Source organism: Polaromonas sp. P3_C2 (assembly GCF_056402675.1).
The window spans coordinates 1-1,448 of the sequence record NZ_JBFUGX010000879.1 but is presented as its reverse complement, the minus strand read 5'-3'; the positions used below and the strand labels follow the sequence as shown (position 1 = coordinate 1,448).

The 1,448-nt window shown below is 64.0% G+C and carries 1 protein-coding gene; it reads left to right on the top strand.

Going from position 1 to position 1,448, the window contains the following annotated elements:
- A partial coding sequence (locus tag AC1DWI_RS22990) for a beta strand repeat-containing protein (protein WP_477725891.1) occupies nt 1-1,448 on the top strand: 1,448 nt, incomplete at both ends.

The window sequence follows — 1,448 nt, the reverse complement described above, 5'->3', positions numbered from 1 at the left end:
CCTTCACCAACAAGAATGTGGGCAATGGCAAGGCGGTGACTGTGACCGGCTACACGCTGGGCGGTGCCGACGCCGGCAACTACACCGTGGTGCAACCCACGAGCTTGACCGCCAATATCACACCGGCCAGCTTGACTGTCGCGGGTGTAGGCGCAAACAACAAGGTCTACGACACCACCACCACGGCCACGCTCAGCGGAACAGCGGCCGTTACAGCCCTGGGCGGCGATACCGTGACGGTGGGTGGCATCGGCAGCGGCACCTTCGCCAACAAGAATGTGGGCAATGGCAAGGCGGTGACTGTCACCGGCTACACACTGGGTGGAGCAGACGCCGGTAACTACACCGTGGTGCAGCCCACGGCGGTGACCGCCAATATCACGCCGGCGAGCCTGGCGGTGACGGGTGTGAGTGCAAACAACAAGGTCTATGACACCGCCACCACGGCCACGCTGAGTGGAACAGCCGCCGTTACGGCCCTGGGTGGCGATACTGTGACGGTGGGGGGCACCGGCAGCGGTAATTTCGTCAACAAGAATGTTGGCAATGGCAAGACCGTCACCGTCTCCGGCTACACACTGGGCGGTGCTGATGCCGGCAACTACACCGTGGTTCAACCCACAGCTGTCACGGCCAACATCACGCCGGCCAGCCTGGCTGTCACGGGTGTAGGCGCAAACAACAAGGTCTACGACACCACCACCACCGCCACACTCAATGGCACGGCGGCCGTCGCGGCCCTGAGCGGTGATGTGGTGACGGTTGGCGGTGGCAGCGGCACCTTYGCCAACAAGAATGTGGGCAACGGCAAGACCGTCACTGTCACCGGTTACACACTGGGCGGTGCCGACGCCGGCAACTACACCGTGGTGCAACCCACGGGATTGACCGCGAACATCACGCCGGCTGGCCTGGCTGTTACCGGCGTAGGCGCGAACAACAAAGTCTACGACACGACCACCGCGGCGACACTCAACGGAACGGCAGCCGTCACGGCCCTGGGCGGTGACGTCGTGGCCGTGGCCGGCACGGGCAGCGGCAGCTTCGCCAACAAGAATGTGGGCAATGGCAAGGCTGTGACTGTTACCGGCTATACGCTGAGCGGTGCGGACGCCGGCAACTACACCGTGGTGCAACCCACGGSGCTGACCGCGAACATCACGCCAGCCAGCCTGGCTGTTACCGGCGTAGGCGCCAACAACAAGGTCTACGACGCAACGACCACCGCGACTCTCAACGGAACGGCGGCTGTTACGGCCCTGGGGGGTGATGTTGTGACGGTTGGCGGTGGAAGTGGCGCTTTTGCCAACAAGAATGTGGGCAGCGGCAAGGCCGTGACCGTCACCGGCTACACGCTGGGCGGAGCCGATGCCGGCAATTACACCGTGGTCCAACCCACGGGGCTGACCGCCAACATTGGTCCAACCCACGGGGCTGACCGCCAACAT